Raw genomic sequence first — 26,920 nt, forward strand, 5'->3', positions numbered from 1 at the left:
ATGGGTGGGGCCTTGAGCGACCCCCCCCAGGAGATGACGCGTGACGGTAGGCACCGAGGCGTACGCCTCGCGGAGGGTCACCCCGCCGACGAAGGTCCGCCGCTTTGCAGCCACGCTGACGACCACGGTCGCGGCCCTCGCACTGGTCGGAGTCTGCACCGCTCCTGCCGGCTCTGCGGTCGGGAGCACCGTCGGCTGCGAAGGCGACGTCCCGGGGCCGCTCGTGCAGCGGAGCCCGGACACCAGGCCCAACCCGTTCGCGGCGGCTCCCGCCCGTACGCCGGAGTGCCGGGCGCAGCTGCACGTACCGCTCGCGGACCCGGCGTGGCAATCGCTGGGGTCCGGCACCGAGGCCGCCGCCGTCGAGGCCCAGTCAGACGTGCAGGCACTGGGACGCGTCCGGTCCAGCCGGGTCGCACCGGGTGAGACCTTCCGGTACACGATCACCGTGTTCAACCGCGGTCCCTCCGCAGCGCGGGACGTCCAGGTGACCGACCGCCTCCCGAAGGCGCTGGCCTTCGTGTCCTCGGCGGACGGCTGCACGGCCAACGGGCAGAAGGTCACCTGCGGGCCGCTACCCCTCCTCGCTCCGCTCGCGACGGCCTCCTGGGTCATCCTCGTACGGCTGGACCCGGCCTACGGCGGGACCGGGTCGGACATCGCCAACCAGGCCACCGTGGTCTCGGGCACCCCCGATCCCGTCCCCGCCGACAACACCGGCCCCCACCCGGGCGCCGGCCTGCCCGACGGATCGACCACCGGCCCGGTCGCCGATCTGACGATCAGCAAGAAACCGGCGGGGACCAAGCCGGTGGCCCCCGGTGAGACCTTCGACTACCTGATCACCGTGGTCAACCACGGTCCTTCGACGGCGGCGACGGTGACGGTCACCGACCAGCTGCCGACCATGCTGAGCTTCGTCTCCTCCACCGGCGGGTGCACCGGACCGGCCGACAGCTACGGTGCGACGCTGGCCTGTCCGGCTGCCGACAGCCTCGAACCCGCCGCCTCGAAGACGTACCCCGTCACCGTCCGCCTCGATCCCGCCTACGACGGGGACGGATCGGACGTCGTCAACCGCGCGACCGTGAGCTCGGCGACCCCGGACCAGCGACAGGACGACAACACCGCCACCGCCACCGGCCTGCCCAACCCCGACGCGGCCGTCCACCCCGCGCCTCCCGCCGCGGACCTCAGCATCGCGGCCGCCGACACCCCGGCGGTCCGGCCGGGTGAACGGACCACCGCCCGTTTCACCGTCACCAACCACGGACCCTCCACCCGGAGGAAGCCCGCCACTGTCGTCATCACGATGCCCGAGCACACCACCGTCCCGGCCTCGGGCCTCCCCCCGGAGTGCACGGCTTCTGACAGCGGGCGGCAGGTGCAGTGCATCCTCGCCCCGGGTGCGCTCTCGGTCAGCTTGCCCGTACTCGTCGCACCCTCGGCGCCCCCGACCGCCACACTCGGTGGCGGCACAGCCGTCGTCCGAGGCCCGGAGGACGGGAACCCCGCAAACGACTCGGCTATCTGGACGGTCCCCACCTTGGCCGGGAGCGCAGACCTGGAGACCACCAAACGAGCGGTCCTCCCGGCCGGAAGGACCTCCGTGACGCCCGGAGACGTGTTCACCTACCGCGTCACCGTGACCAACCACGGCCCGTCCGACGCACGCGCCGTGACGATCACCGACCCGCTCCCGGCCCCCTTGGCCCTCGTCTCGGCGTCGGACGGCTGTACGGCGACCGGTCGCACCGTCACCTGCCGTCCGACCGGGCCCCTGGCCGTGGGCGGAACAGCCGGGTTCGACCTGACCGTCCGACTCGCGGCGGACTTCCGCGGCACCGGCCGAGTGGTGGACAACATCGCCACCGCCGTCTCCGACACCCCCGACCCCGTACCGGCCAACAACTCGAACCAGGCGGGTACCACCGGCCCCGACGGCGGACCGCTCCCGGTCACGATCCCACCAACACCGACACCGACCCCGAAGCCAACCCGGACACCAACACCGGTCCCGGCACCGAAGCCGACCAGTACGACCACCAGCCCTGCCCCACCGCACGTCCCCGGCCGGGGCGAACTGCCTGGCACCGGCGCCGACCTGCCCGGCTGGCTGCCCCCCACCACGGCTGGGTTCCTCCTCGCCGGGGCAGCGGGCGTGCTGCTGGCCCGCCGGTTGCGCCGGGCCACCCCCGGCCGTCACCGGGCCGGGTCATGAGGCGGCCGCGCCGCGCCTGGGGCCGGAGCCTCCGGACGACCGCTGCGCCGCGCCGAGGGCGGCCGGCTCCGTTCCGTTCCGCTTTCGCCGTCGTCCTGGCCGTGCTGGCCGTGCTGGCCCTGGTCACCTCCTCGGCCACCGGGGCCGCACCACGTACCCGCCCGGCGCTGCCGCCCGGCGGAGCGGCTCACCGGGGCACCCTCGCCTTCCCTGTGCACGAGACCTTCGACTCGGCCACCAACAGCGGGCAGACCAGCGGTTCGGTGACGTTCGACAGCGGCTGGATGCGCCTGACCGGCACGTCCACCAACCAGGCCGGCACCTGGGAGATGACCGACGGCTTCCCGACGGACCTGGGCATCACCGCCGAGTTCCAGTACGCCTCGTGGGGCGGGACCAGCTACAGCGGCAGGCGCGGCGACGGCATGTCCTTCTTCCTCGCCGACGGCGGCTCCGCCAACGGGACGGGAGCATCCGGCGGAGCCCTGGGGTACGCGTGCAGTGTGGGCTGGTTCGGGTGCAACACCAACGGTGTCCCCGGGGCGTTCCTGGGCGTCGGCTTCGACGAGTACGGTAACTTCTCGTCGTCCTCCGTCGGCAACGGCGGACCGGGCCCGGCCGCGGACAACATCGTGCTGCGCGGCGGTGGCGACAGGACCACCGGATACCGCTTCGGCACGGGCGTCGCCGCCCCCGGCGGATCCGTCGAGACGGGCAGCCGGGCCAAGCTGCGCACCGTGAGGATCTCCGTCCGGCCCAGCGGCGGCAAGGTGCTGTTCTCCCTCTGGTCCGACACCGGACCGGGCACAGCCTTCGCCCAGCTGATCACCGACTTCGACGTCATGACGATCACCAGTCAGCCGAAGCTGCCTGCCACGCTCAAGGTCGGTTTCTCCGCCTCGACCGGCGCCGCGACCAACAATCACGAGGTCGCAGACCTCAAGATCAACGTTCCGGTCAACCTGTCCGCCACCATGACCGGTTCACCCGCCAGCGTCCGGGCGAGCGTCGACACGGTGACCTACACGGTCACCGTGTCCAACGACACCACCAACGATGTCGCCGGCGCGATCGTCCGGGTGACCGTGCCCGCACTGACCGGGGTGTCCTGGACGTGTACTGCATCCTCGGGGAGCTCCTGCTCAGGGGCGTCCGGCAGCGGAGCGCCCGACACCACCGCCAACCTCAAACGCGGCGGCACCGCCACGTACACCGTCACAGGAACCGCCCCACCGTCACCGACCACGATCACCGCCACCGCCACCGTCACCGCGCCGGCCGACCGCGCCGACCTGAACATCGCCGACAACTCCGCCACCGCCATCACCCAGGTCACAGCGGGCCCCGCCGACGTCGCGACCACCAAGGAGAGTCTCGGCCAGGGGCCCGTGATCCCGGGGCAGACCTTCGGATACCGGATCACTACCAGCAACCTCGGACCGGCTGACGCCATCAACGTCTCCATGACGGACCTGCTGCCCAGCCCGCTCGCCCACGTCTCCTCCTCGCCGGCCTGCGCCGCAAGCGGGCGGATGGTCACCTGCGGGCCGGTCGCGGCCCTGAAAGTGGGGCAGTCGGTGTCCTGGACGGTCACGGTGCGCCTCGATCCGGCCTACACGGGCAACGGCAGCGACGCGCTGAACACCGCGACCTCCAAGGCGGACGGGCCCGACCCGAAGCCCGGCAACAACGTCAGCGCCGCCGTCGGGCCGCCCGGCGGTACGGCGGCGGCCCGGGCCGACCTCTCCACCGCGAAGAAGCCGGTCACGAGTACGCCGGTCGCTCCCGGGGAGACCTTCGCCTACCAGGTGACCGTCTCCAACGCGGGACCGTCCCAGGCGGTGGGCGTCAAGGCGGTCGACGCCCTCCCGGCGATGCTGTCGTTCGTCTCCTCCACGGACGGCTGCAGCGCCACGGGCCAGACCGTGACGTGTGCCGCCACCGGCCCGCTCGCCCCGGGCACGGCGAAGGCGTGGGTGTTCACCGTACGGCTCGACCCCTCCTACCAGGGGAACGGCTCGGACATCCGCAACACGGCGACGGCCACCTCGGCCACCCAGGACCCCGATCCCGCGAACAACACCAGCCCGGCCGCCGGACCGCCCGGCGGCAGCGTCAGCCAGCCCCAGGCGGACCTGGGCATCGGCAAGACCATCCCCTGACCCCCGGTCAGCACCAGCCCTCCCCCGCCGGTCCGCCATCTCCGCTGCCCGGCGAAGGACCGTCCCGACTACGAAGCAGGAGCCGATGCGCACGATGAGAACCTCCGGCCGACGGTGGCCGACCCGCCGGACGGCAGCAGCCACGCTGGCTGTTGTGGCGGCCCTGTGGCCGGCTGCTCCGGCCCTGGCGGCCCTACCGGCGGTGGCGCCGGGCGAGACGTTCACCTACACGCTGAGCACCAGGAACGCGGGCCCGTCAGTGGCCCGTAACGTCATGGCGCACGACACCCTGCCCGCAGGGATCACGTTCGTCTCCTCCGAGGACGGATGCACGGCCGCCGGACAGAAGGTGACCTGCGGCCCAGTGGACCTGGCGGTCGGCGTGACGAAGAACTGGAGCATTCTCGTCAGGCTGAGCCCCTCCTACGAGGGCGACGGTTCGGACCTGGGGAACATCGCCACCACGGACTCGGACGCCCACGACCCGGCTCAGGCGAACAACGCCAACCCGCCGGTGCGGCCGGACGGCCCCTTCGACCGCAAGGCGGACCTGTCCACCACCAAGATCGGTGTCGGTGCCGGACCGGTGGTCCCCGGGCAGCAGTTCGAGTATCTGATCACCACCAAGAACAGCGGTCCGTCCGACGCCCCGAACGCGATGATCACCGACAAGCTGCCCGCCGCCATCTCCTTCGTCTCCTCGGCGGACGGCTGCACGGCCACCGGCCAGACGGTGACCTGCGGGCCCGTCAAGACGCTCGCGGCCGGCAGCTCCACCTCCTGGAAGATCACCGTCCAGCTGGCCTCCTCCTACCGGGGCGACGGCACCGACCTGAAGAACACCGCGACCTCCAAATCCGACGCCGCCGACCCCGACCCCTCCAACAACACCAGCAAGCCTGCCGACCCGCCGGGAGGGTTGTCCAGCCCCACAGCCGACCTGTCGGTGGTCAAGAAGGCGGCGACCGACACGCCGGTCGCCCCCGGCGAGACCTTCGACTACCGGATCACGACGACCAACCACGGCCCCTCGGACGCCACCGTCGTCACCGCGACCGACAAGCTGCCCGCGATGCTCAGCTTCGTCTCCTCGCCGGACGGTTGCACCGCCGCCGGAGCCACCGTCACCTGCGGCCCCCGGCCCAACCTCAGCGCGGGCGACTCCCTCACCTGGACCATCAAGGTGAAGATCGCCCCCGGCTACCGGGGTGACGGCTCGGACATCCTCAACACCGCCACCGTGGGCTCCGCCACCAAGGACCCCGTGCCCGCGAACAACACCAGCGCCCCGGCCGGCCCGCCCGGTGCCAAGGTCAACCCGCCCACCGCGGACCTGGGGGTCACCAAGAAGGCGGTCGGCACCACACCACCGACACCGGGCGCGACCTTCGACTACCTGATCACGATCGTGAACAACGGCCCCTCCGCCGACGCGTACAACGTGGCCCTCGCCGACAAGCTGCCCGCAGAGCTGCGTTACATCTCCTCCACCCCGCCCGGGTGTACCGAGACCGGCACCGTCGTCTCCTGCACGCGACCCACACCGTTGAAGGTCGGCGAGAGCGAGCAGTACGTCCTGACGGTCAGACTCGACCCCGCCTACCGGGGGGACGGCACGAACCTGAAGAACTCCGCCACGGTCACCGCCGACAACATCGACCCCAGGACCGACAACGACACCTCCACCGCCGACCTGCCCGGCGGCGGCGCAGGCACCCCCAGCGCCGACGTCTCCGCCGCGAAGGAGACCGTCACCAGCACCCCGGTCGCACCCGGCGAGACCTTCCAGTACGCCGTGACCGCGACCGACAACGGGCCCTCCGACGCGCTCAACGTCGTGTTCCACGACGCCCTCCCCGCCCAGTTGGCGTTCGTGTCCTCCGCCGACGGCTGCACCGCCGCCGGCCAGGCCGTCACCTGCGGTCCGGCCGCGATCGCCTCCGGTACTTCCCACCGCTGGGTGTTCACCGTCCGACTGGACCCCGCCTACGTCGGCAACGGCTCGGAGATCCGCAACATCGCCACCGCGAGCTCCGACACCCACGACCCCGACACCGACAACAACACCAGCAACCCGGCCGGCCCTCCCGGGAACGTCGTCAAGACCCCCGAGGCCGACCTGGTGATCGACAAGAAGCCCTCATGACACCAGCCGCACCGAGGGAGTGACCAGAGTGACGGCGCCGGCCGGACACCGCCGGCGCCGTTTCTCGGTCTGCTCCCGATCCCCTGACATCCAGTCAGACGCGTGTGGGATACGTTCGCATGGAAACGAAGAGCCGATCGTCGGGGGAGCACATGCATCGCCGTTCACTGTTCAAGGGCATGGCCGCCACCGCCACCGGCGGAGCGCTGGCCTCGCTCGCCCTGCCCGCCGCCTCGGCCTCGGCCTCGACCATCGGCTCGTACGACGTGGCCGTCTGCGAGCAGGCCAAGAGCCAGATCCTGATCCACCCGGCGGCCGGCCCCTGGACCGCAGCCAACTGCCGTTGGTCCTGGACGGCGCCGACCGACACCGTCAGGGGGTTCAACACCTGGCAGAACCTGTCGGACGTGAAGTTCCGCGACACCACCGCGCACGGATGGGTCGCCCTCACCACCGCCTCCTACGGGCGGGTAGGGATCGTCGACATCGGCGACACCGACGCCCTGCTGTGGTCGGCCACCCCCTAGATCGAGCGGATCCCGGGCGTGGGAGCCGTCATCGTCGTCTCCAGCGACAAGTGACAGCGGCTTCGGCGGGCCGGGCAACCACCCGATCGACGGCTTCGTCACCGTCTACGCTCCGCAGGCCGGCAGGTCCGACGACATGGGCAGCCTGACCAAGGTCACCGAGTTCACCTTCAAGGGCGCGCACGGCGTCTGGTACGACGGCACCCACCTGTGGGTCCTCGGCTTTGAATGCCTGATCAAGTACAGCTGGTCGGGCACCTGCAACACGGACTTCCAGCTCCACAACGTGAAGACGTTCCCGCTCAGGGGCGGACACAGCCTCGACGCCGACCTCAGCGACCCGCAGTTCCTCCTCATGACCAACGGCACGACCGTCGGCCGGGTCACCAAGGCGGACGGCACCGTCACGCCGTGGGTGCCGACCCTCGGGGGCAGGGCACTCGGGACGGTCGGGGTGAAGTCCTACGCCCGGTTCAAGACCGGCGAGAGCCTCTGGATCCAGGCGCTCGCGGGGACCGACCCGAACCAGCCGGGTGCATGGTGGAACCACCGCGTCGACTTCTTCGACCCCCAGGGCGAGTTCATCCAGTCGCAGACCCTCTCCCTCGGGCACACGCACACCCCCAGGTTCTACCGCGCCCGGGTCTCCCGGGTCGCCTTCGCCTGAGCCCGGCCCCGCTGGTGGCGGCCCGGCCCGGACCGCCACCAGCGGCTCTCCCCCCCGGCCGGTTCGATCACTATTCGGGGACGGCCGAATAGCTCGTCCGGGGATCTCGCTGCTGTCAGGATCGCGTCACGCGCTCACCGGACACCGTCTTTCGGCGGTCGGGAGGTGCGCCATGATCCAGTTATCAGTGGGGAGAACTGTCATGAACCTCCGTCCTTCGCTCAGCCGGACGCTCGGACTGGCCACCGCCACCACGGCCCTGGCAGCCGCCGCCACCGTGACCGGTGTCGGCACGGCCAGTGCGCACCCCGGGGACAACGTCTGCCGCTACGCCCCCGTCACCGTGCAGGGCTACAGCCTGCTGCCGTGCGTCTACCAGGACAGCAGTGGCTACCTGCACGGCAAGGTGATCGCGACCGGCGGCTCCACCGACGTCTACCTGCACGTGCAGATCGGCTACCGGTGCGGCACCTCGGGCGCCGTGAACTGGACGCCCGGCACCAACACCACGGTGCTGATGTGGCCGGGCGGCACCACGCTCTACACCGTGCCCAGCGGCGGCGTCGGGGCCTTCCCCGGCTGCCAGGAGTTCTCGAAGACCTGGGTCGTCAACAACGGGATCGCCTACGGGGACGTCGAGGCCGGGCCGATCACCATGTGACGTGACTCCCGGTGCGGGTGGTGCTCGACGTACGAGCGCCACCCGCGCCACGGGGCGGTTCTCCGGTCAGCTGCCCGCGCGTGGTTCGCCGACGGTGCGTCAGGGCGCGATCGGCACGTGGTCCGCTGCGTCGCTCATGGAGACCCGGGACGGTTGCGCGGCGACCGTGGCGGCGAGCAGGTCGAGGGCGGCGGCCGACGGGGTGCCCGGTACGGCGCGTCCGCCGGAGTGTCCGCGGCGTGCCGGTTACCTGTCCCTGGCAGTGCTACGCATACCGGTGCTTTCAGGCCCAGGGGCCTGGTTGGGGCTCGAACAGAACGGCAGGGTTGCCATGAACAGACCGTCAGAAGGGGTACAGCGGTGGCTTTCCAGGAACTTGCCGGACCGGGTGTCTTCCGGTGGCGCTCCGTCCGGCTTCCGTCCGGGCCGCGCCAGGTGGGCGTGCGCGTCTTCACGCCGGGGGCGCGGCCGGTGGGCTGGCTGGTGTGGGCCCACGGCGGCAGTTGGCGGGCGGGGTCGGTCGAGGGCTGGCACGGCGCCACCGCCGACCTGGCCCGGATCTCCGGCTGCACGGTGGTGAGCGTGGAGTACCGGCTGTCACCGGCCCACCGTCACCGGGAAGCCATGGCCGACGTGCTGACCGCGCTGGACTGGACGTTCACGCAGGCCGCCGCCGAGGCGGGGCCAACCGCGGTGGCGGTCGGTGGCGACAGTGCGGGCGGCACGCTGGCCGCGGTGGCCGCGATGGCCTGCCGTGACCGGGAGCTGCCGCTGGCCGCGCAGGTCCTGGCGTACCCGCCGCTGGACCCCTCCTGTACCGCCCCCTCCTACACCCGCCACCGGGGCAACTTCCCCAGCTGGGGCACTTCGCGGACCTGCGGGACGGCAGGCAGCAGGTCCTGCACGAGCTGGACGAGCGCCCGCTGCTGGGCCGGGGCGAGGTGACCGCCACCGGCGTCCAGCGGGGAACGGACGGCGTGTTCGCGGCCTGGCGGCTGTCCTGGGCAGAGCAGCGCGAGACGGGCATCCAGCCGATCACGCTGCTGGCGCACTACGGCGCCGGCTTCCACCACCCGCACGTGCGCGGCGCGACGGTGGGCGAGTGGCCGCTGAACGTCTTCACCGACGAGCAGGCCGCCGCAGAGGTGCCCACGCTGCGCGCCATCGTCACCGCCGATCTGCACAACCTGGTGTTGCAGCGGGACTTCCGGATCGTGCCGGCCACGATGGCCGGTGCCGGGAGCGGGTTGTCGGAGGTGGAGGCGTGACTCTCCGCCTGTCCGTTCTCGACCAGACGCCGGTCGGCGAGGGATCCGGCCCGGACCAGGCGCTGCGCTCCTCCCTGGAGCTGGCGCAGGCCCTCGATCCGCTGGGGTTCACCCGTTACTGGGCGGCCGAGCACCATGGTTCGCCGGGCTTCGCCGGCACCGCCCCCGGGATCCTCGACCATCCCGTCCTCTTCGACCACCCCGTCGACCACGCTCCGGACATGCTCCTGCTGGAGGCCACCCGCCAGGCCGCCCGAGCCACCCACCCCGCCCTCCCCGTCGCGATGGACGCCGCGTTCTTCCGCTGGGTCGAACTCGACGCCCCCTGCTGGATCACCGCGGAATCCCTCGGCCATCCCCACGCCCGGATCACCGCCGTCCAGCACGACCGCACGGTCTTCTCCGCCACCCTCACCTCCCAAGGACTCTGACGGTCGAACCCCGTCACCGCACCTCGACCCTCGGCCGAGATGAGCTGACGGAACGTCAAACAGCTTCGTTTGAAGGGCTGTTGACGTCCTTCCCAGGACGGCGGCCACGTGGCGCCACTCCGCCCACCGCCAGTGTCAGTTCAAGGACCCGATGTGGTGATGCGAGGTCCGGGAACAGCTCCCGCAGCTGCGACATCCGGTAGCGGACCGTCTGGGGATGGACGAACAACGCCGCCGCCACCTCCTCCCGCCGGCCCTGGTGCAGCAGCCACGCCCGCAACGTCTCCTCCAGCCGCCGTCCGGTCGCGACAGGCAGGGCCCGCAACGGTGCGAGGGCCCGGGCCCGCAGGTCTGCGAACGCGTCCGCGTCGGCGCTCAGCACCAACTCGGGCAGGTGGTCCTCGGTGTCGCGGATGTCGGAGGAGAGGGAGCGCGCGCGTACGGCTCGTGCGTACGAGGCGGACGCCCGGGTCCACGGCCGGGCCGGGCCGACCACGGCGGTGCGGTCGGTCAGCTGTCGCAGGAGGTGTGACCGGTCCGCGTCGGGGACGAGCAGCACACCGGTGGCGTCCGGCAGATCCTCGAGGACGAGAGTGCCCGGGTCGAGCGCGCGGTAGGCGGGCCGGGTCTCGGCGGCGGGTAGCAGGACCGCGGTCAGCGAGACCGGGGGCTGCCACCGGGCCCGTTGAGCCGAGGCCAGCAGAACGTCCGGGCTCGCGTCGGCGAGGAGGTCGCGGGCCAGGTGTTCCAGGTGGCGCTCGTGGGCCCTGCCCTGGGAGGCCAGTTCGTCGGCGTGGCCCGCGGCGCTCGCGGCGGAGAGCTCGTCGATGTAGGCGAAGGTCAGCTCGGCGAACTTGGCGACCTCGGCGGCCGGCAGACCCGCGGGCACGGCACCGGCTGCCAGGCCACGCCAGGCCACGCGGGCGCCGACGCGGTAGGCGCTGAGCAGGGCGTCCATCGAACGGCCGTCGCGCACCTCGCCGCGGCCCAGCTCGTAGGCCGCGGCACCGGCGTCGCCGCCCGTGGCGTGCCCGCTCGCGAGGTCCAGGTAGTGCCCCAGAGCGGTGCGGACGGATCGGCGGATGGTGTCGCCCATACGGCCGGAGAGGGCGTTGGCATAAGGAGGGACCTCGTCGATGATCGCCTCGACGACCTCGTCGGCGGTGGTCCTCAGCGCGGCCCGGAGCGCGGTGACCGTCGTCTCGTCCAGGACCAGTTCACTGGCCCTCCGGATTACATGGCTCACGTCTCTGTTCCCTGCGAACAATTCAGCTGACCGAATTTACGTCCTACGGTCAGGACTTTACGCCCTGAGGCGCAGCAAGCTGGAGTCATGACGAGTACAGCCCTCCGCAGCAGGGCGTGGAAACTGCTGGAGATGGTCACGACGCCGCTGCTGCCGTCGGACTACCTCGACCTGGTCAGCCCGCTGCGTGCGGGCGCCGACCTGCGCGGGCGGATCGAGGCCGTGCACCTCGAGACCGGTGACGCCGCGACCGTCGTCATCAGGCCTGGACGGGGCTGGCGCGGCCACACGGCCGGTCAGTACGTGCGGATCGGCGTCGACGTCGACGGCACGCGCCTGTGGCGCACCTACTCCATCACCTCGCCGACGCACCGCAGCGACGGCCGCGTCACGATCACCGTGAAGGCGATCCCGGACGGCAAGGTCAGCAACCACCTGGTCCACCGGGCGACCCCGGGCACGCTGGTCCAGCTCGACCAGGCGGCCGGTGACTTCGTGCTGCCGCCGGCCGAGCCCGCCAAGGTGCTCTACCTGACGGCCGGCAGCGGCATCACGCCCGTGATGGGCATGCTGCGCGACACGGAGTTCGAGGACGCCGTCATGGTCCACTGCGCGCCCCGGCCGCAGGACGTGATCTTCCGCGCCGAACTGCACGGCCTGGTCGCGGACGGGAAGCTGCGCCTCACCGAGGTGCACACCGACACCGACGGCAGGCTCGACCTCGCCCGTCTCGAGGAACTCGTGCCCGACTGGGCCGAGCGCGAGACCTGGGCCTGCGGGCCCACGGGCCTGCTCGACGCCGCCGAAGAGCACTGGACCGGGCACGGCGCCCAGGAGCGCCTGCACGTCGAACGCTTCCGCCCCCGCATCGTCGTCGCCGGCGACGGCGGCGAGGTCACGTTCAGCGCCACCGGCAGGACCGTCGACGCGGACGGCGCCACGCCGTTGCTGGACGTCGGCGAGGAGGCCGGGGTGCTCATGCCCTCCGGGTGCCGGATGGGCATCTGCTTCGGCTGTGTCACGCCACTCAAGGCGGGCGCCGTCCGTGACCTGCGAACCGGCGAGATCACCGAGGCCGAGCCGGGCGTCCTCATCCAGACCTGCGTGTCCGCCGCGGCGGGCCCCTGCGACCTCGAACGGTAGGAGCACCGTGACCGCCACCGACCCCACCGCCCACCTGACCGCGGACCAGATCGAGGAGCTCGGCCGCGAGCTGGACGCGATCCGCGACGAGGTGCTCGCCGACCGCGGCGAGAAGGACGCCGCCTACATCCGCAAGGTCATCTCGGCGCAGCGCAAGCTCGAACTGGCCAGCAGGGCCGTCCTGCTGTTCTCGATCTTCCCGCCCGCGTGGCTGATCGGCACCGCCGGCCTGTCCGTGGCGAAGATCATGGACAACATGGAGATCGGCCACAACGTCCTGCACGGCCAGTGGGACTGGATGCGGGACCCGAAGATCCACTCCACCACCTGGGAGTGGGACCACGTCTCGCCGTCCGACCAGTGGAAGCACTCGCACAACGAGCTGCACCACACGTACACCAACGTGATCGGCAAGGACAACGACCTCGGCTACGGCATCATGCGCGTCGACGAGGACCAGAGGTGGCATCCGTTCCACCTCGGCCAGCCGCTGTGGAACTTCATCAACGCCTGCTTCTTCGAGTACGGCATCGCCGCGTACGACCTGGAGCTCGGCAAGAACCTGCAGAAGCGCCGCCGCAAGAACCCGGAGTTCCGCGCGCGGGCCAGGGCGGTGGGCCGCAAGATCCGCAAGCAGGTGCTCAAGGACTACGTGATCCACCCGCTGCTGTCGGGCCCCTCCTTCCTCACCACGCTCGCCGCCACCTTCACCGCGAACGTGGTTCGCAACGTCTGGACCCACTCCGTGATCATGTGCGGGCACTTCCCCGAAGGCGTCCAGGTCTTCGAACGCCGGTCGATCAACGGCGAGACGCGCGGCCAGTGGTACCTGCGCCAGATGATGGGCTCCGCGAACATCAGCGGCAGCAAGGCCATGCACTTCATGACCGGCAACCTGTCCCACCAGATCGAGCACCACCTCTTCCCCGACCTGCCGAGCAACCGGTACGCCGAGGTCGCGGTGAAGGTGCGCGCGCTGTTCGACAAGTACGAGCTGGAGTACGTCACCGGACCGCTGCCCAAGCAGGTGTTCTCCGCCTGGCACAAGGTCTTCCGTCTCTCCCTGCCGAACCGGAAACCCAAGGCGAAGACGCCGGACCGCAAGCAGGAGCTCGTCGCGGCCTGATTCCCGGTACTGAACCCGGGTGGGCCATCGCGACGGGTCCTTTCACCAGTGCCGGCCGGCCGGCAGCTCGTGGAGTCCCGGACGGGACAGGTGCAGCAGCTGGTACCGGGTGCCGTCCTGCTCAGGCGCGCTCCCCCGCCACAGGGCGGTGCGCAGCCGTTCCCAGCGGTCGGGGTCGACGGCGACGGCGGCGCTGTGCAGCGCCTCGCCGTCGGGCAGCTCGGCGAGTGCCCGTTCGACCGCCTCGGCGGGGTCGGTGCCCTCCGGGATGGGTTCGATGCGGCGGGTGGCGGTGAGCGGCACGGCGTCCACGGCCGGGCCGGTTCGGAACCCGGCACCCAGCCAGTGCCGGACCACCGGACGGCCGAAGTCGGCGACGATGCCCCGGAAGCCGGGGCCCCAGAGGAAGCTGTTCATCCCCTCGACGGTGTGCCAGAGGTAGAACGGCGCGTACTGGTTCACCGGCGAACCGCTCCCGTCGCCGCGTTCGCGGATCAGGTACGCCTTCAGGCCGAGCCCGGGGTGGCTGTCCATCAGGTGGCCCCTGGTGGCGACCCGCTTGCGGATGATCTCCATGTCGTAGTCGGCGGGCAGGGTGATCTCGTACTGCATCGCGTGCACGGTGGTCCTCTCCGGTCGGGAGGGTGTTGTCTGCGGGGTACGGAGGCTAGGACCCGTCTCTGCCCGACGCGTTGAGCGCCGGCGTCTTCAGGCCGGCGAGCAGGGCGAGGACTCCACGTACGGCCTGCCGGAACGGCTCGACACTGTCGGCGGCCCGGGCCAGCACGTAGCCGCCCTGGACGACCGCGACCACGGCGGCCGCGGCGTCCGCCGGGTCGGCGCCGTCGCCGAACTCGCCGGCCGCCCGGCCCTCGGCGATCACCTCCGCGATCCGGCCGCGCAGCCAGTCGAAGGTCTCCTCGACCGGGGCCCGCAGCCGGGGGTCGGCGACCACCTCGGGGTCCTGCGCCATCCGGCCGATCCGGCAGCCGCGCAGCACTTCGCGCTCGCGCAGCAGGTACGCCTCGATCCGCTGGTAGGCGGTACCGGGCCCGGCCAGCCGCTCCTCGGCGACGGCGCGCATCTCCTCGGCGCTGCGCCGCAGGGCGGCGGCCGCGAGATCGGGCTTGCCGTCGAAATGGTGGTACATGCTGCCCTGCCCGACGCCGGCCCGCTGCTGGATCGCCTTGGGGCTGGTGCCGACGTAGCCGCGCTCCCAGAGGAGTTCCTGGGTGCTCTCGATCAGCCGCTCCTGGGTCGCCATGAGCTCACTGTACATACCAGTAGGTACAGAAGGCCACTCCTGAACGTCCACCGGCTCCGCCCGTGAGTAGCGGGGTACGAGCGAGCCCGGCCCGTTCCCTACAGCTCGGGACGGGGCGGGTCCTCGGGGACGACGGCGGCGATGCGCACGGTCGGGGGCCACGGCGGGGCGGGGGCGTAGGCGTGGACGACGTTGAGGGCGGGGTGGCCGAGAGCGGGGTCGGCTTCGATCCGGGTGGAGTACAGCTCGACGCGCTGGCCGCCTTCGGTGACGGTGCGGATCAGCCGTCCGAGGCGCGGCTGGTGTTCGAGTTCGCGGCGCAGGCGCTCCAGGGCGTCGTCGGCGCCGATCTCCTTGGCCCGTTGCGCGGCTCGGTCGGTGACGACGGCTACCACCTCGCCGTCCCGGCGGTCGGGGTGGCTCACTCGGCGCCCTGCCGGGCGAGCAGTTCGGCGACGACCTCGTCGGTCGCGGCGGTGGCCTCGCGGTCGGCGGACAGGTGGACCCGGCCCCGGTAGGCGGCGAGGATCTCGGCGACGGTGACCAGGTCGACCACGGTGCCGAGTTCGTGGACCTCCGCGACCTGGTCGACGGGGACCCGGCGCAGCAGCTGCTCGGCGAGCTCGGCGTCGAGGTGTTCGGCGTCGCCGGGGAAGCCGTGACCGGCCCGCAGTGCGGCGCGCAGTTCCTGGACGGTGTCCATCGGCGGCAGCCCGAGGTGGCCTCCGCTGTGTTCGGCGGGCTGGGCGCTCATCCCCACCATCCCTCTCCGTGTCGGCTTGTCCCGGCCCCGGGCCGGGCCTGTGCTGACGACGGTAGCCGCTTCCGGTCGGGTGACGGGACCGTACCCGGGATCCGTCCGCGACGGTGGTCGCGATCGCGCCGGTAGGCGCCGTGGACTGGACCGCTACGGTGACTGCTGGTCTCGACGGCGAAGCCCCCGGGGCCGGCAGGCGGCACCGATTCCCGGAGAACTCCCCAACTCCCCGTCGCGGCACGTGCGGCAGACCTACGATCTCCGTGTGACTGAACCCTCGGCCTACGAGCTCGAAGCGTGGCGTGACATCCAGAATTTCAGGGGCCGTCCGCTGTCCCGGACGATGGGCGAAGCCGGTGAACAACTCGCTGCCGGCGCAGCGAAACTCGGCAAGCGCGCGGCCATGGGGCTGGAGAAGCACCCACGGGCCCGCTCCGCCGTGACACGCGGACAGGAGATCATCGCCAAGGGCGCACAGAAGGCGGGCACCGCCGCGCGCGGGGCCACCGACGCGTTGCCCGGCTGGAGCGGCGCGGCCGTCCAGTCCACCCGGCAGACGGTGGGGCGGCTGTCCCGTGCGGGGCTGACCCCGGCACGGGTGGTGAAGCACCACCAGAAGCGCGGCCACGACGTGACCTCGCTGGCCGACCTTCGCCGACTCGACCTGGAGCAGGTCGATGCGGCCCGGGGGCGCGCGGCCAGTTGGTACTACCCGGCCGCCGCAGCGCTTTCGGGAGCGACGGCCGGGCTGGTGATCTCGGGCGGGGAGCTGGTCGTCGCCGCCTCGGCGGGGGCTGCGGCAGCGCCCTCGGGAGGCATGATCGTGGGCGCCCTCGCGGGCGACGCCGCGATCGTCCTCGGACTGGCCTCCCGGGTGGTCGGCCATGTGTCGCTGTCCTACGGCTACGACCCGGAATCGCCCGCCGAGAAGCTGTTCGTGATGTCCGTGGTCAACGCCGGTACGGCCGGCACGGCCTCCGCGAAGACCGCCGCGATGGCCGACATATCCCGGCTCACCCAGGCACTCGTCCGTGGCAAGACCTGGGATGTCCTGAGCGAGTCCCTGGTCACCCAGGTCTCCGTGCAGTTCTCCAAGGCATTCGGCGTACGGCTCACCAAGAAGGGCCTCGCCAAGGTCGTTCCCGGAGTCGGGATCCTCGTGGGCAGCACCTTCAACTGGTCCATGCTGGAACGGATCGTCGACACGGCCGGCCTGGCCTACCGGCGCCGGTTCCTCATCGAGAAGTACCCGCATCTCGGCGAGCAGGAGGCCACCGGTTCGTTCCTCGACGCAGACGAGGAGGGCGTGGACTCCGCCGAGGAGCCGATCAGCGTCCTCGCCGAACTCGCCAAGGCAGGCGGCCCCGACGTTCCCTGATCCACCGGGTGGTCCCGGTGCGCCGTTCAGTGGGCTTGACCTTCGCGAGGCTGACGCCACGGTCCGGAGTTGGCTTCGACCGACCGTGCAGGGTAGAACGACATGCGGGCTCCCGGTACGGCACCGTCAGAACCGTCAATCTTCCGAGAGGCACGACACGATGAACACCTCTGACAGTCCCACCCCCGGGCCGTCCCCGGTCGACCACCGCGCCGCCGTCGCGGCCGAGACCGCCCGGTTCGTGGCGACTGTCACGGACGTCGACCTGACGACCCCGGTGCCCAACTGCCCCGGCTGGACGCTGGCCGACCTGGTCCGGCATGCCGGTAGCGTGCAGCGCTGGTTCTCGGTCCTGCTGCGCACGCGCATCCAGGAGCCCCCGCGCAGCCGCGACGTCGACCTGCGGCTGCCGGAGCGGGCGGACGGCTGGGCCGCCTGGCTGGCCGACAGCGCGACCGAGGCGGCGGGCGCGTTCGCGGCGACCGACCCTGACACCCCGATGTGGGCGTGGGGCGCCGATCCGCACGCCAGGTTCTGGGCGCGACGGATGCTGTTCGAGACCCTGCTGCACCGGGTCGACGCGGAGCAGGCATTGGGGATCCGGTCCGAAATCGACCGTGCGCTCGCGGTCGACGGCGTCGACGAGTTCCTGGTCAACCTGCCTTCCGCCACCTTCTTTGCCCCCAAGGTGGCCAACCTGCGCGGCAACGGCGAGACCATCCGGTTCCGCTCCACCGACGGGGACGGCGACTGGCTGATCCGGCTGCGGCCCGACGGCTTCGGGCTCGACCCGGCCCGCGAAGGAGCGGACGCCCCTGATGCGGCCGTCCAGGGAACCGCAGCCGATCTGCTGCTGCTCGTCTACGGCCGCCTGCCCCTCGACGCGGCGGTCCTCGAACACACGGGAGACCGGGAGCTGCTGGCGCGCTGGTTCGCCAACTCCGAGTTCTGAGCCCGGTCGAGCACCCGACGCGTCGCGCTGGCCGCACCGGCCGACAGCCCGCGGGCCGGTCTCCACGGGGGCCGGCCCGCACGGCCACAGGCCTCAGCGCACGAGAGTCCGTACGATCGCCGCTCGGCCCCCGACCCGGATCCGGCGCTCCAGGCCGTCATGGTGGACGGCCGCCGTGACGGTCGACGGACGGCCGAGGTGGTCACCCATGTCGACGGTGAGGCGGTCCGCTCCCGATCCGGCCGTGCGCGCAGCCAAGCAGGCCATGCTGTTGGCGTTGGCGATGTCCTCGGGGACGCCGATCGACGGCGCGAACACCTGGCTGCTGTCCGGCCGTGCCGGTCCGGGGGGCGAGTAGGCGTTAGCAGCCCAGCAGGCCGTGGCGGTCACAGGCCGTGCGCAGCAGGGGGAAGTCCGGCGAGCACGGGCCGGGACCGGACGGGCAGCAGAAGCCTCGGCCGCCCTTTCGACGCAACGCAGGCGTCCCCGGCAACCGCCGCCGGGGTCAGTCCGAGGCCCTGTGCGACCGCCTCCAGTTCGGGGCCTCGGACCTCGCGCAGGCTGACCTGGCCCGGGTCGAAGGAGGCTGACAGGCCGTCAGTAGGCAGCAGCTCCAGGACGTGATCGGTTCCCTCGATCCCGACCAAGCGGTCCAGATCCAGCAGGCGTACCCGCTCGCGTTCTTCGACGAGCACCTGCGCCACCGCCCGGGGCACCTGCTCGACGGGCCGTCCCCGGCCTTTCCCGCAGTCACGTTCCTGCGGTGAAGCCCCCTCGCCCCGCCCTTCGGCCAGGGCGAGGGGCCGGACTCAGCCGCTGGTGGTGCGCCTCCGGCGGAAGGCGAAGGCGCCACCCGCGAGCGCCAGGACCGCGCTCGAACCACCGACGAGCACGGGTGTCGAGAGCGAGGCGGCCTCCGCGCTCGTGGCGACGCCGTAGCCGCTGGACATGCCTGCGGTGTCGTACTCCGAACCGGGCAGCTTGTCGGCATAGCGGGCCTTGACCAGCCTCTGATAGCCACTCAGCGAAACCGACGACTGACCGTTCAGACCCTGCCGTGCCTGGTCGTTGAGCGGTTCGACGGTGGTGAGCTTCAGCTGGTACCAACCGCGGATCTGCGGCTCGGTGAATACCAGGGTGCCCACCGTGGCCTTGCCCGCGTACGTGGCGTCGCTGTCGCCGTCGCGCAGGGCCGCCAGGTGCCAGCCGCCACCCTCGGTGGAAGCGAGCATGACGGTGACGTTCCGCCCGTTGACCGGAACGTCCAGTGCGGCGACCAGATAGCTCAGCTTGACCGCCTCCGTGGCGGTCGGCAGCGACGTCCCCGCGACGAAACCGGGGGCGACCTCGTTCAGGGCCAGCGGGTCCTTCACGGTGAACGCCGGCATTCCCTCGCAGGGGTCGGCCTTGTCGGGGATCGCCTGCGGCGCCCCGGCTCCGTCGCCCTGGGGTACCGGAACGCCGAGGAAGCGGCAGACGGCGTTGCGGACGTCGGCCGACCTCACCAGGTCGAGGGCGGCCCGGTAGTCAGGAATGTCCGCCGGGAGCGGGTCCGTGGGCTCCAGCGCCTGGGCCGGACCGGCGACGGACAGGAGTGCGGACGCGCCCAGTACCAGGACGGTGGTCAGGCGGGAGCGGCGGGAGGCCACTCGCGGGCTGGTCGTTCGTGTTCCGTGCATGCCGCCTGCCTTAACGGGAGATGCCGATCCGGGAGTGAGTCCACTTGAACGAGCTGTTGCTGACGTAGTCGTTGTAGTTCCACCACGTGTAGGTGGCGGTGTCCGGCCACGGGTCGGCGACGGCGATGGTGCTGTTCGACGTGTCGAAGCCGTAGACGACGTTCATGTGGCCACCCCCGGACGTCCACCCGATGCGGGCGGCGACCGGCCGGGCTGCCTTGACGTCGGTGTAGACCTGGTTGAACGTGGCCGCGCTGCTCAGGCCGGAGCCGGGATGGGTCATCCCGAGGCTGTTCCACCCCCTGGCCATGTCGTCGAGCGTGGCGGGCTGGTTGTTGCAGCCGTAGTAGGGATGGGCCCGGTCGCAGAAGTCCGTCTGCGTGCTGCCGTAGCCCTGGAACTTGGCGATCGTCAGTCCGGAGGCGGCCCAACACCACTGGGACTTCTCCTGCTTGTACATGGCGATGTTGTCCTGCCCCGCCTCGGCGTGGGCCGAGCTGCCACTGGCGGCGACCAGCGCCGAAACCGCCAGTGCGACGGCCGCCGCCGTGGCCGCGAACGTGGATCTGCCCATCTTCCTGCCTTCCCGCGAAAGTGCGATGCGTGCCGGGGGATCTGGCAGAGCAATGACAGCACGAATTGGCAGGACCAAGACAGTAAGTGCAGAAACCATCAATCCAAGGGATGAATCGTCATATTTGCAGCGGCCCAGCGGCACCTGCCATACGGAAGGGCGCCAGATATGGCAGTCGGCTGACCATACGGAAATGAGGGTGCCCGCCCGGGACATCGCGGCCCGACACTGTGCCGTTGTGGATCAGGGCCGACCGACCCTTTCGGCGAGCGGCGGCGTGGGCATCGTCGGCCCGTCCAGCGCGACGAAGGCTCATGGTGGCATACGTCAGCTGGGGGTCAGCCGGATATCAGGAGGACCGGGCACTGTTGTCCATGTAAACGGCACGGGAAACCGAGCCGCAAACGTTGGGAGAGGTGCCCGGAGCGGCTTATCGGGGGCCGGGGCTCTGGCTCTGGTCGGGTTCAGACCCACGCAGGTTCGAATCCTGCCCTCTCCGCAACAGCAACGGCCGGCCAGGAAGCAGCGGCCCGGAATGCCCGGCATACCCCGGCCGCCGGGCGGGGGGAGCCTGCGGCGGCCGAGTCTGCGCGAGGGTGCGGTCCCGAGCATCCGGGGGGGTCGACGCCCGGAACCGCTACCCGCTCTTTCGTCTGACCGCTCTCCCGCAGAACAAACCTGGCATACCGTCAAAGTTCCCATCCAGTATGGCCGGTAGTACGCGTGAGGGCCTGCCGGGCCGAGCGGGGACAGCGGACAAGGGGATCGGCCGCTCCCCTGAGACGGCGGCCATCTCCAGCAGCAGGTATCACGAACGCGCCGCCCGGGAGCGACCAGGACCAGCGCGTCCGAAAGATCAGCCGACGTCGATGCCCGTGACCACCGGCATACCAACAGCCACCGCACTCTCCTCGAACCCGGCCGCTGCGAAAGCCCGCCGGGCCAGGCCCAACGCCGCTTCCCCGGCGGCGGTGCGGTCTGCGGCTTCGACCTCCAGGCGCAGGACGAACGTTCCCTCCGGCTCGTCGAGGGTCAACACGTCGAGGTCGGGCACCTCCGCGCCGACCTCGTCGGGGTCGGCGCCGTGCACGACGGCCAGCAGAGCGTGGCGCGCCTCCTCCCCCACCGGTCGCTGGACTGTCCCGGGGACTGTGATTACGTAGCTACCCATGCTCTACGTGTCACCCACCCCCGGCATCGCAAACCCGAGGGCGCCATCCTGCGACTGAAGGCGGAACCGGTCGAGCGAGCCCGGGATGAGCTGGGCGGAGAGGGCAGGATTCGAACCTGCGTGGACCCGGAGGCCCTGCTCGGCCGTTACCGGCCAGGCACCCGATCAGCCACTCCGGGCACCTCTCCCAAGCCTCGGGGGCGGTGCGCTGCCCCTTCGGCGTGACACCACTGTGCCCGCAAACGCTGACGGCGGCCTGACCTACGGCTGACGGGGCGCTGATGGGCCGGTGGGCGGCCGCGCCCTGCCTGCCGGGAGGCAGGGCGTCGCCGCGAACCGGCACGCCGTCGCCCCCCATCCGAGCCCGGGTGCTGCGGGGCCGCGACCTCAGGGCGGTGGCTGCCGCCTGGTAAAGGTGGCGCGTATTCGCCTGTCCATGTCATCGCCCGTTGACAGTCATCACACGATCCCCGCAGGATTCACCCGTCCTGCACAGCCCTGGGCCGTCGTTCCGCTCGCCCGATCCGCGGATCTCCGTGCCCGACCGCTTTCGAAAGGACCACCTCGATGCGCCGCACCGCCGCACTGCTGATGACCGTCCTCCTGGCCTCCGCCGGTGTCCTGGTCGCCCCGTCCGCCGCGCACGCCGAGTCCACGTGGATCCCCGGCCCGAACGGCGGCTGGTGTACGGCCTACCCCTCCGGCCCGTTCGGGGTCGGCGTCTGCTCCGGCATCGAACCGAGGCGTGCCTGGGCCGTGCACGCCACCTGCGAGTCCGGTATCAGTGTCACCAGCGGGCTGCGCCTCGGCGACGGCACCGCCACGGCCAACTGCGGCAGCAGCCCGGTTCGGTACACCTCCATCGCGATCGGCCCCCTCGTGCCGTAGCGCCGACCCCCTTCCAAAAAACCGTCGGCCCTCGACCATCCGCTCCGGCGCACGTGGTCAGGACGCCGGATCCGCCCCCGCAGCCCGGACGGGAAGCGGCTCCGAGGCGTGGCCCAGGGTCACCAGGGGGCGTGACAGGAGTTCGGAGAAGGCGAGTTCGGCAGCGCCGATCAGGACGGTGTCGTTGCCGAGTTCGCTGACCCGCAGGCGCAGGTCCGCGCGGGAGGCGGCGAGGGCGCTGGTGTTGACGCGGCTGCGGACCTGGGCGGCCGAGCCGAGGAAGACGTCGCGCAGGGTGCCGCCGAAGATGATCAGGTCCGGGTTGAAGAGGTTGACGAGATTGGCGACGCCGATGCCGAGCCAGTCCCCGACCCGCTGCAGGGCCGCGCGGGCGGTGACGTCACCCCGGTCGGCGGCGGTGACCACCGCCCGTACCGCGTCGGTGCCGGTGAGGTGGCTGTCACGGCCCGCGGCTTCGAGCAGGGCGCGCTCGCCCGCCTCGGCTTCCAGGCAGCCCCGGGCCCCGCAGCCGCACGGCCGGCCATGGTGGGGGTTGACGGTGGTGTGGCCGATCTCGCCGGCGTAGCCGTGGTGGCCGCGCAGCAGTTCGCCGTCGATGACGATGCCCGCGCCGATGCCGATCTCGCCGTGCAGGTAGATGAGGTTCTGGCTGCCGCGGCCGGCGCCGCGCCGGTGTTCGGCGAGGGCACCGAGGTTGGCCTCGTTGGCGACCAGGACGGGCGTGCGCGGGTCGAGCCGCCGGGTGAGTTCCGCGGAGAAGTCGACGTCCTTCCAGCCCATGTTGGGGGTGAGGCTCACCCGTCCGTCCGTCTGGCGGATGATGCCCCGCACCGCCACGGCGGCCCCGACGCAGGAACTTCCCGAAGGGGCTGCGGCCAGCATCTGCCGGGCGTAGCCGGCCAGGATGTCGGCCACCTCCGCGGGGTCCTGGGGGCGCGTCGGGGGCCAGGCGCATTCGCGACGGTCCAGGAACACTCCCCCGAGCCCGATCAGGGCGACGGTGAGGCGTTCGACCCCGACGTCCAGGGCCAGGACGTGGGCGCGGGTGGGCCGGGGCCGGACCACGAGGGAGGGACGGCCGGCGCGGCCGGTCATGGTGGGAAGTTCCTCGTGGACCAGGCCGGCCGAGGTGAGGTCGCTGACCAGCGCCAGGATGGTGCTGCGGTTGAGCCCCATCCGGGCGGCCAGGTCGGCGCGTGAGGTGGGCCCGCCCAGGTGGACGTGGCGTAGCAGGACGCCCAGGTTGTGCTGGCGGATCTCTTCCTGGGAGGGACCAGCCTTCATCGGGGCGCGAACCTCATCGTTGGACGGAGCGGCGGCGGGAGAGGGCGTCCACGCCGGCGGCGACCAGCAGTACCGAGCCCGTGACAGCGTACTTGACCCCGGAGCTGTACCCCATGAGGCCCATGCCGTTCTGGATCACGGCCACGACCAGTCCGCCGAGCACGGCGTCCACGACCCGGCCGCGGCCGCCGAACAGGCTGGTGCCGCCGATGACGGCGCTGCCGACGGCCAGCAGCAGGACGTTGCTGCCGCCGGTGTTGGGGTCGACCGAGTTACCGCGCGAGGCGGCGATGATGCCGCCGACGGCCGCCAGGCAGGAGCAGATCACGAAGGCGCTGATCCGGATGAGGGGGACGTTGATTCCGGCCCGGCGGGCTGCTTCCGCACTGCCGCCGACCGCGTAGATGTGCAGACCGTAGCGGGTGCGCTGGAGGATGAACGTACCCGCCAGGACGAGGGCGGCGATAAGCGGGACGACCAGGGGCACGCCCTTGAGGGAGGCGACCACGACGTTGCGGCTACGTTCCTCGTTGAGGAAGAACACCGCCGCGCCGCCGACGATCGCGATGGTGGCGGTGCGGGCGGCCAGCAGGGCGGCTGGAGTGCCGGGCAGGCCCCGGTTGCGCCGGGTACGGCTGCGCCGCAGTTGCAGCGCGGTGGAGGTGGCGACGCAGCCGGCCAGCAGGATCCAGCCGAGGGCGGGGCTCAGGTTGTCGTTGGCGATGGCCAGGACGGTGGGGTCGTGGAGGGAGATGTTGGTCCCCTCCTTGAGCAGGATGAGCACGATGCCCTGGAAGCCGAGGAACGCGGCCAGCGTCACAACGAAGGAGGGGATGCCGACCTTGGCGACCAGCGTGCCGAGCAGCAGGCCGATGGCTGCGCCGGTGAGCACGGCGGCGGCCACCGCCGCGTACCAGGGCCAGCCGTGGTTGGTCAGCAGGATTGCCAGGACCGCGGCGCAGACGCCGCTGGCGTACCCGGCGGAGAGGTCGATCTCGCCGAGCAGCAGGACGAAGACCAGGCCCATGGCGATGGCGATGCTGCCGGCGCTCTGGGTGAGGAGGTTGGCGAAGTTCAGGTTGGAGAGGAAGACAGGGCGCAGCACGGCGAAGAAGACGCCGAGCACGACCAGGCCGCCGAGGGCGGGCAGGGCACCGAGTTCGCCGGCCCGCAGCTGGGCGACGTAGGTGCGGGTGAGGTCGCCGAGGGTGGGCGCGGGCGGCGCATCCGCGGCCGGCTGGTCGGTCCGGTGGGAGGCGGCGGGGGCGGGCGCGTTCACAGGGCGGCTCCCTTGGAGTTCGGGTCGAGGCCCAGGTCACCGCTGCGGCCGGAGGTGATCAGTTCGACGACCTGGGCGTGGGTCACGTCGCAGGTCCTGACCTGCGCAGCCATGCGGCCCAGGTGGAGGGCGGCTATCTGGTCGGAGACGGCGAAGACGTCGTTCATGTTGTGGGAGATGAGGATGACGGCCAGGCCGTTGTCGGCCAGGCGTCGTACCAGTTCCAGGACCTGGGCGGTCTGGGCGACGCCGAGGGCGGCGGTGGGCTCGTCGAGGATGACGAGCCTGCTGTTCCACAGGACGGCCTTGGCGATGGCCACCGTCTGGCGCTGGCCGCCGGAGAGGCTGGCGACCTTCTGGCGCAGCGAGGTGACCGTGCGCACGGACAGTGCCTTGAGGGTGGCGGCAGCCTTCTCCTCCATCGTGGCCTCGTCCAGGACGAGGCCGCGGCGCAGCTCGCGCCCCAGGAACATGTTCTGGACGATGTCGAGGTTGTCGCACAGCGCGAGGTCCTGGTAGACGATCTCCACTCCGAGCGCGGCGGCGTCGCGCGGGCTGTGCACCTGCACGGGTCGGTCCTCGAACAGGTACTCGCCGCCGTCGGCGGTGTGGATCCCGCCGATGCACTTGACGAGGGTCGACTTGCCGGCGCCGTTGTCACCGACGAGCGCGGTCACCTCTCCCGCGTGGGCGGTCAGCGCGACGTCGTGCAGGACCTGGACGGGACCGAAGCTCTTGTCGATCCCGCGCAGGCGCAGGACCGGTGGCTGTGTCATGGGGGTTGGCTCCTGGAAGGGGTAGGGAGTACACGGCCCGGCACGGTCCGGCGGATGCGCGGGGCCGGTGCGGCCTGACGTCGGCTCAGTTGATGCCGACCGCCGTGCACAGGGCCGCGTAGGTGCCGGTGCACAGCTCGCTCTTGGCGACGTAGCCGTCGGTGACGACGTCGCGGACGCTGTCCTTGAAGATGGCCACCGGGGTCAGCAGGACGGCGGGGACCTCACGGTTGCCGACCGGGTCGTGGACGGTGCTGGTGCCCTTGCCCTTGGTCCCGTGGGCGAGGTCGATGGCGAGCGCGGCGGCCGCGTCGGCCTCCTTCTTCACCGCCTTGTAGACGGTCATGCACTGGTCTCCGGCGAGGATGTTCTGCAGGCCCTGGACGGTGGCGTCCTGGCCGGTGACGGGGACCTGACCGTTGCGGTGGTTCTTGCGCAGGACGGCGATGGCCGAGTTGGCGAGGCCGTCGTTGGCGGCCAGCACGCCGGCGATGTTCGGCGCACTGGTGAACATCTGCTCGAAGATGGTCCCGGCCTGGGCGTTGTCCCAGTCGGGAACGGACTGGTTCGGGCCCTTGGCGTACTCGCCGGAGGCGTACTTGGGATCCAGGACGCTGTTGTAGCCGCCGGCGAAGAGGGTGGCGTTGTTGTCGGTGGGCGAGCCGTTGAGTTCGGCGACGACGGGGTTCTTGGCCCCCAGGTCGCCCAGGCACTTCGACAGGCCCTGGCCCTGCAGCTTGCCGACCTCGGTGTTGTCGAAGCTGACGTAGTACTGGGCGGAGCCGCCCAGGGTGAGCCGGTCGTAGTCGATGGTGGCCACGCCCTGCGCCTTGGCCTTGTCCAGGACGGCCTTCCCGGTGCCGCTGTCGAGGTTGACGGTGATCAGCACGTCCACACCGCTGGTGATCATCTGGTCGGCGATCGTCTGGAACGCCTGCTTGTCGCCCTCGGCGTTCTGGATGTCGTAGTCCACCCCGGCCGCCTTGAACGCCGCGGTGAGGTAGGTCCGGTCCGCGGTCTCCCAGCGGACGGAGGACTTGCTGTCGGGGAGGATCACGCCGACCTTCGCCTTCTTGCCGCTGGCCGCCCCGCCGTTGGAGGAGCTGGAACTGGAGCTCGCGCAGGCGGTCACCGCGGTCAGCAGGAGCACGGCAACGGAGGTGGCGGCGAGGAGTCTCTTGGACATGGGGGCAGGTCCTTTCGGGGCACGGCCGAGCCGGTGCCGGAGGCACAGGGGTGCCGAGGGGTGACGGACGGAGGCGGGGAGACAGGGCACCGGTGCGATGGTCACCGTGCGGG

General features: G+C 71.4%; 28 protein-coding genes and 2 tRNA genes. 15 read left to right on the forward strand and 15 right to left on the reverse strand.

The annotated features are described in order from the left end of the window. The first annotated feature begins 40 nt into the window (after nucleotides 1-40). The 9 genes from ACKUU6_RS00720 (at nucleotide 41) to ACKUU6_RS00760 (ending at nucleotide 10,083) form a co-directional block, all read left to right on the forward strand. A complete protein-coding gene (locus ACKUU6_RS00720; RefSeq protein WP_407986369.1) occupies nucleotides 41-2,221 on the forward strand; it encodes a DUF11 domain-containing protein in 2,181 nt (726 codons plus the stop codon). A 101-nt stretch (nucleotides 2,222-2,322) separates the two neighbouring features. Continuing rightward, complete coding sequence (locus ACKUU6_RS00725; RefSeq protein WP_407986370.1) at nucleotides 2,323-4,383, forward strand: hypothetical protein; 2,061 nt, start codon at nucleotides 2,323-2,325, stop codon at nucleotides 4,381-4,383. An 85-nt stretch (nucleotides 4,384-4,468) separates the two neighbouring features. After that, complete coding sequence (locus ACKUU6_RS00730) at nucleotides 4,469-6,529, forward strand: hypothetical protein (protein WP_407986371.1); 2,061 nt, start codon at nucleotides 4,469-4,471, stop codon at nucleotides 6,527-6,529. 152 nt (nucleotides 6,530-6,681) lie between these two features. Then, entirely contained in the window at nucleotides 6,682-7,056 is a 375-nt protein-coding gene (locus tag ACKUU6_RS00735) for a hypothetical protein (RefSeq protein ID WP_407986372.1), read from the forward strand. A 136-nt stretch (nucleotides 7,057-7,192) separates the two neighbouring features. Then, nucleotides 7,193-7,723 carry a hypothetical protein gene (locus ACKUU6_RS00740; protein WP_407986373.1) on the forward strand — a complete coding sequence of 177 codons (531 nt, stop codon included), beginning with the start codon at nucleotides 7,193-7,195 and terminating at the stop codon, nucleotides 7,721-7,723. A 202-nt stretch (nucleotides 7,724-7,925) separates the two neighbouring features. Beyond that, nucleotides 7,926-8,384, forward strand: a complete 459-nt coding sequence (locus ACKUU6_RS00745) for a hypothetical protein (RefSeq protein ID WP_407986374.1) — start codon at nucleotides 7,926-7,928, stop codon at nucleotides 8,382-8,384. A gap of 441 nt (nucleotides 8,385-8,825) precedes the next feature. Then, nucleotides 8,826-9,329, forward strand: a complete 504-nt coding sequence (locus ACKUU6_RS00750) for an alpha/beta hydrolase (RefSeq protein WP_407986375.1) — start codon at nucleotides 8,826-8,828, stop codon at nucleotides 9,327-9,329. Then, nucleotides 9,326-9,652: a hypothetical protein gene (locus tag ACKUU6_RS00755; RefSeq protein ID WP_407986376.1), complete on the forward strand. Its 327-nt coding sequence runs from the start codon at nucleotides 9,326-9,328 to the stop codon at nucleotides 9,650-9,652. The genes ACKUU6_RS00750 and ACKUU6_RS00755 overlap by 4 nt, the downstream gene beginning before the upstream one ends. Continuing rightward, nucleotides 9,649-10,083, forward strand: coding sequence for an AfsA-related hotdog domain-containing protein (locus ACKUU6_RS00760; RefSeq protein ID WP_407986377.1), 435 nt, complete (start codon nucleotides 9,649-9,651; stop codon nucleotides 10,081-10,083). Before ACKUU6_RS00755 ends, ACKUU6_RS00760 begins: the two co-directional genes overlap by 4 nt. Before the next feature lie 55 nt (nucleotides 10,084-10,138). On the opposite strand, the gene ACKUU6_RS00765 is transcribed toward ACKUU6_RS00760, so the two are convergent. Then, on the reverse strand, nucleotides 10,139-11,329 hold the full coding sequence (locus ACKUU6_RS00765) for a PucR family transcriptional regulator (RefSeq protein WP_407986378.1): 1,191 nt from the start codon (nucleotides 11,327-11,329) through the stop codon (nucleotides 10,139-10,141). An 87-nt stretch (nucleotides 11,330-11,416) separates the two neighbouring features. On the opposite strand from ACKUU6_RS00765, the gene ACKUU6_RS00770 reads away from it, so the two are divergent. Both ACKUU6_RS00770 and ACKUU6_RS00775 read left to right on the forward strand, forming a co-directional pair. Further along, nucleotides 11,417-12,472, forward strand: a complete 1,056-nt coding sequence (locus tag ACKUU6_RS00770) for a ferredoxin reductase (protein ID WP_407986379.1) — start codon at nucleotides 11,417-11,419, stop codon at nucleotides 12,470-12,472. A 7-nt stretch (nucleotides 12,473-12,479) separates the two neighbouring features. Continuing rightward, nucleotides 12,480-13,598 (forward strand): fatty acid desaturase family protein, encoded by a 1,119-nt coding sequence (locus ACKUU6_RS00775; RefSeq protein WP_407986380.1) that lies wholly within the window; start codon nucleotides 12,480-12,482, stop codon nucleotides 13,596-13,598. Between the two features lie 42 nt (nucleotides 13,599-13,640). On the opposite strand, the gene ACKUU6_RS00780 is transcribed toward ACKUU6_RS00775, so the two are convergent. From ACKUU6_RS00780 to ACKUU6_RS00795, 4 genes are all read right to left on the reverse strand, one after another. Further along, nucleotides 13,641-14,219: a DUF4865 family protein gene (locus ACKUU6_RS00780; RefSeq protein WP_407986381.1), complete on the reverse strand. Its 579-nt coding sequence runs from the start codon at nucleotides 14,217-14,219 to the stop codon at nucleotides 13,641-13,643. Between the two features lie 46 nt (nucleotides 14,220-14,265). Then, a complete protein-coding gene (locus tag ACKUU6_RS00785; RefSeq protein WP_407986382.1) occupies nucleotides 14,266-14,862 on the reverse strand; it encodes a TetR/AcrR family transcriptional regulator in 597 nt (198 codons plus the stop codon). 98 nt (nucleotides 14,863-14,960) lie between these two features. Further along, a complete protein-coding gene (locus tag ACKUU6_RS00790) occupies nucleotides 14,961-15,287 on the reverse strand; it encodes a hypothetical protein (protein ID WP_407986383.1) in 327 nt (108 codons plus the stop codon). Beyond that, nucleotides 15,284-15,616: a hypothetical protein gene (locus ACKUU6_RS00795; RefSeq protein ID WP_407986384.1), complete on the reverse strand. Its 333-nt coding sequence runs from the start codon at nucleotides 15,614-15,616 to the stop codon at nucleotides 15,284-15,286. Before ACKUU6_RS00795 ends, ACKUU6_RS00790 begins: the two co-directional genes overlap by 4 nt. A 268-nt stretch (nucleotides 15,617-15,884) precedes the next feature. On the opposite strand from ACKUU6_RS00795, the gene ACKUU6_RS00800 reads away from it, so the two are divergent. Next, nucleotides 15,885-16,997: an EcsC family protein gene (locus tag ACKUU6_RS00800; protein WP_407986385.1), complete on the forward strand. Its 1,113-nt coding sequence runs from the start codon at nucleotides 15,885-15,887 to the stop codon at nucleotides 16,995-16,997. A 160-nt stretch (nucleotides 16,998-17,157) separates the two neighbouring features. Further along, on the forward strand, nucleotides 17,158-17,949 hold the full coding sequence (locus tag ACKUU6_RS00805; RefSeq protein ID WP_407986386.1) for a maleylpyruvate isomerase family mycothiol-dependent enzyme: 792 nt from the start codon (nucleotides 17,158-17,160) through the stop codon (nucleotides 17,947-17,949). A gap of 93 nt (nucleotides 17,950-18,042) precedes the next feature. Here ACKUU6_RS00805 and ACKUU6_RS00810 read toward each other — a convergent pair whose 3' ends face one another. From ACKUU6_RS00810 to ACKUU6_RS00825, 4 genes are all read right to left on the reverse strand, one after another. Beyond that, nucleotides 18,043-18,267, reverse strand: a complete 225-nt coding sequence (locus ACKUU6_RS00810) for a PhzF family phenazine biosynthesis protein (RefSeq protein ID WP_407986387.1) — start codon at nucleotides 18,265-18,267, stop codon at nucleotides 18,043-18,045. 68 nt (nucleotides 18,268-18,335) lie between these two features. Beyond that, nucleotides 18,336-18,653, reverse strand: coding sequence for a hypothetical protein (locus ACKUU6_RS00815; protein WP_407986388.1), 318 nt, complete (start codon nucleotides 18,651-18,653; stop codon nucleotides 18,336-18,338). 105 nt (nucleotides 18,654-18,758) lie between these two features. Next, entirely contained in the window at nucleotides 18,759-19,628 is an 870-nt protein-coding gene (locus ACKUU6_RS00820) for a hypothetical protein (protein WP_407986389.1), read from the reverse strand. Nucleotides 19,629-19,638: 10 nt separating this feature from the next. Next, entirely contained in the window at nucleotides 19,639-20,202 is a 564-nt protein-coding gene (locus ACKUU6_RS00825) for a papain-like cysteine protease family protein (RefSeq protein ID WP_407986390.1), read from the reverse strand. A gap of 410 nt (nucleotides 20,203-20,612) precedes the next feature. Between ACKUU6_RS00825 and ACKUU6_RS00830 the strand changes: the two genes are divergently transcribed. Next, a tRNA-Gln gene (locus tag ACKUU6_RS00830) sits at nucleotides 20,613-20,701 on the forward strand. 357 nt (nucleotides 20,702-21,058) lie between these two features. Here ACKUU6_RS00830 and ACKUU6_RS00835 read toward each other — a convergent pair. Beyond that, nucleotides 21,059-21,328: a hypothetical protein gene (locus ACKUU6_RS00835; RefSeq protein WP_407986391.1), complete on the reverse strand. Its 270-nt coding sequence runs from the start codon at nucleotides 21,326-21,328 to the stop codon at nucleotides 21,059-21,061. Between the two features lie 140 nt (nucleotides 21,329-21,468). Then, a tRNA-OTHER gene (locus ACKUU6_RS00840) sits at nucleotides 21,469-21,561 on the reverse strand. A 379-nt stretch (nucleotides 21,562-21,940) separates the two neighbouring features. Between ACKUU6_RS00840 and ACKUU6_RS00845 the strand changes: the two genes are divergently transcribed. Further along, complete coding sequence (locus ACKUU6_RS00845) at nucleotides 21,941-22,261, forward strand: hypothetical protein (RefSeq protein WP_407986392.1); 321 nt, start codon at nucleotides 21,941-21,943, stop codon at nucleotides 22,259-22,261. 57 nt (nucleotides 22,262-22,318) lie between these two features. On the opposite strand, the gene ACKUU6_RS00850 is transcribed toward ACKUU6_RS00845, so the two are convergent. The 4 genes from ACKUU6_RS00850 to ACKUU6_RS00865 form a co-directional block, all read right to left on the reverse strand. Beyond that, complete coding sequence (locus ACKUU6_RS00850) at nucleotides 22,319-23,566, reverse strand: ROK family transcriptional regulator (RefSeq protein ID WP_407986393.1); 1,248 nt, start codon at nucleotides 23,564-23,566, stop codon at nucleotides 22,319-22,321. Between the two features lie 13 nt (nucleotides 23,567-23,579). Continuing rightward, the gene (locus ACKUU6_RS00855) at nucleotides 23,580-24,845 is read right to left on the reverse strand and encodes a sugar ABC transporter permease (RefSeq protein ID WP_407986394.1); all 1,266 of its coding nucleotides are present in this window, start codon (nucleotides 24,843-24,845) and stop codon (nucleotides 23,580-23,582) included. Continuing rightward, nucleotides 24,842-25,621, reverse strand: a complete 780-nt coding sequence (locus ACKUU6_RS00860; RefSeq protein ID WP_407986395.1) for an ATP-binding cassette domain-containing protein — start codon at nucleotides 25,619-25,621, stop codon at nucleotides 24,842-24,844. The genes ACKUU6_RS00855 and ACKUU6_RS00860 overlap by 4 nt, the downstream gene beginning before the upstream one ends. An 85-nt stretch (nucleotides 25,622-25,706) precedes the next feature. Continuing rightward, nucleotides 25,707-26,807: a sugar ABC transporter substrate-binding protein gene (locus ACKUU6_RS00865; protein ID WP_407986396.1), complete on the reverse strand. Its 1,101-nt coding sequence runs from the start codon at nucleotides 26,805-26,807 to the stop codon at nucleotides 25,707-25,709. Between the last annotated feature and the right edge of the window lie 113 nt (nucleotides 26,808-26,920).

This window comes from Kitasatospora sp. CMC57 (genome assembly GCF_045866025.2).
Taxonomy (GTDB): domain Bacteria; phylum Actinomycetota; class Actinomycetes; order Streptomycetales; family Streptomycetaceae; genus Kitasatospora.

Excerpts from the sequence above, each read along its gene's own strand:
- ACKUU6_RS00730 (WP_407986371.1), top strand. The coding sequence starts at position 4,469 with ATGCGCACGATGAGAACCTCCGGCCGACGGTGGCCGACCCGCCGGACG.
- ACKUU6_RS00735 (WP_407986372.1), top strand. The coding sequence starts at position 6,682 with ATGCATCGCCGTTCACTGTTCAAGGGCATGGCCGCCACCGCCACCGGC.
- ACKUU6_RS00740 (WP_407986373.1), top strand. The coding sequence starts at position 7,193 with ATGGGCAGCCTGACCAAGGTCACCGAGTTCACCTTCAAGGGCGCGCAC.
- ACKUU6_RS00745 (WP_407986374.1), top strand. The coding sequence starts at position 7,926 with ATGAACCTCCGTCCTTCGCTCAGCCGGACGCTCGGACTGGCCACCGCC.
- ACKUU6_RS00770 (WP_407986379.1), top strand. The coding sequence starts at position 11,417 with ATGACGAGTACAGCCCTCCGCAGCAGGGCGTGGAAACTGCTGGAGATG.
- ACKUU6_RS00785 (WP_407986382.1), bottom strand. The coding sequence starts at position 14,862 with ATGGCGACCCAGGAGCGGCTGATCGAGAGCACCCAGGAACTCCTCTGG.
- ACKUU6_RS00795 (WP_407986384.1), bottom strand. The coding sequence starts at position 15,616 with ATGAGCGCCCAGCCCGCCGAACACAGCGGAGGCCACCTCGGGCTGCCG.
- ACKUU6_RS00805 (WP_407986386.1), top strand. The coding sequence starts at position 17,158 with ATGAACACCTCTGACAGTCCCACCCCCGGGCCGTCCCCGGTCGACCAC.
- ACKUU6_RS00820 (WP_407986389.1), bottom strand. The coding sequence starts at position 19,628 with ATGCACGGAACACGAACGACCAGCCCGCGAGTGGCCTCCCGCCGCTCC.
- ACKUU6_RS00825 (WP_407986390.1), bottom strand. The coding sequence starts at position 20,202 with ATGGGCAGATCCACGTTCGCGGCCACGGCGGCGGCCGTCGCACTGGCG.
- ACKUU6_RS00845 (WP_407986392.1), top strand. The coding sequence starts at position 21,941 with ATGCGCCGCACCGCCGCACTGCTGATGACCGTCCTCCTGGCCTCCGCC.
- ACKUU6_RS00850 (WP_407986393.1), bottom strand. The coding sequence starts at position 23,566 with ATGAAGGCTGGTCCCTCCCAGGAAGAGATCCGCCAGCACAACCTGGGC.
- ACKUU6_RS00860 (WP_407986395.1), bottom strand. The coding sequence starts at position 25,621 with ATGACACAGCCACCGGTCCTGCGCCTGCGCGGGATCGACAAGAGCTTC.
- ACKUU6_RS00865 (WP_407986396.1), bottom strand. The coding sequence starts at position 26,807 with ATGTCCAAGAGACTCCTCGCCGCCACCTCCGTTGCCGTGCTCCTGCTG.